The sequence below is a fragment of the Oleiphilus sp. HI0125 genome (genome assembly GCF_001635355.1).
This window is the reverse complement of record NZ_LWGF01001337.1, coordinates 1-1457: the sequence shown is the minus strand read 5'-3', so window position 1 is coordinate 1457 and position 1457 is coordinate 1. Positions and strand designations below refer to the sequence as shown.

Annotated in this window: 2 protein-coding genes; both read left to right on the top strand. The window is 47.2% G+C overall.

All coding sequences use genetic code 11. The features are described from left to right. Window positions 1–1156: biotin/lipoyl-containing protein (locus tag A3762_RS23030; RefSeq protein ID WP_304439323.1), on the top strand; the 1156-nt coding region annotated here is incomplete at its 5' end. Between the two features lie 9 nt (window positions 1157–1165). After that, window positions 1166–1457, top strand: a 292-nt coding sequence (locus tag A3762_RS23025) for an SDR family NAD(P)-dependent oxidoreductase (protein ID WP_156493686.1), incomplete at its 3' end; no start/stop codon positions are given.

Below are 1457 nucleotides of genomic sequence, written 5' to 3'. Positions count from 1 at the left end.
TGAGTTCCTGGTCGACGCAGAGAAAAACTTCTACTTCCTTGAAATGAACACGCGCTTACAAGTTGAGCACCCTGTTACTGAATTAATCACGGGAACAGATTTAGTTGAATGGCAAATTAACGTCGCGGCGGGCGCTGTACTTCCGTTAACGCAAGACGAGATCACGTTAACCGGCCACGCGATTGAAGTGCGTTTATATGCAGAAGACCCGCGCAATCAATTTCTGCCGCAGACAGGAAAAATCCAACGTTGGAGCGTCAGCAATGCGATGGGAACTAGAACAGATGCAGGGATTCTTGAAGGCCAAGAAGTGTCTCCGTTCTATGACCCAATGCTAGCCAAACTGATTGCTTACGGCAGCAATCGTGAGGAAGCGCGTCGCCGCTTAATCAAGTTACTCAAAGAAACCGTACTGTTTGGCGTGAACGTCAATACGCATTTCTTATCAGAAGTATTGCAGCATTCGCGCTTTATTGATGGCGAAGCAACAACAGCTTTCATTGAGCAAGACTTCAATGCCGATCCAAGCATGGAAGAGCAAGCAAGCAACCCACTTGCAACAGCACTTGCCTGTATTTGCCTTCATAAGAGCAAACAAACCAAAAATACCGTTTCTTCAATGCTACTAGGTTGGAGCAACAGCGCTGCTAGCGAGTGGCCTTACACCTTACAGTTCCAAGACAAAGAACTTAAGCTTCAAGTTCAAGAGAACGATAATCTATATACGATCAAGCAAGCAGATAGTGAAGAGACAAGCAGCATAAAACTGATCAGCTGCGATTCAGAAAAAATTGTCATCGAGCAAGATGGCATTCGACAGACGTGTCAGAAGCTCGTGAGTGGCGATGACATTTTCTTGCGCATTGACAGTGAAGACTTCCAGTTTAAAGATACAACGCACGTCGCTAAAGATGCCGCGGGCGCAGCAGGCAATGGCCAAATTCAAGCAAGTATGGATGGTGCAATCATCAAAGTGTTTGCCGAAGCAGGTCAAGCTGTCAGCAAAGGCGACACTCTTGTTATCCTAGAAGCAATGAAAATGGAGCATCCGCTAAAAGCTGATGTTGATGGTACGGTTCAGTCCGTGCTTGTCACCGAAGGCGATCAGGTCAAGCTGCGCCAATTACTTGTTGAAGTTGAATCGAGCGAAGTATAAGTAAACACAATGAGCACATTAAAAGATAAAGTTATATTTATAAGCGGCGCAAGCCGAGGCATTGGGCGCGAAATGGCGCTTAGGTTTGCCCAAGATGGCGCTAATATAGTGATCGCGGCAAAGTCTGCAGATCCCCACCCGAAACTCCCCGGCACGATACATACGGTTGCAGAGGAAGTTATTCAGGCCGGTGGACAAGCGCTCCCAATACAGGTCGATGTGCGTGACGATGAAGCTGTTGTAGCTGCGGTCGAAAGCGCTGCCGCGCACTTCGGTGGTATTGATGTTGTTATTAACAATG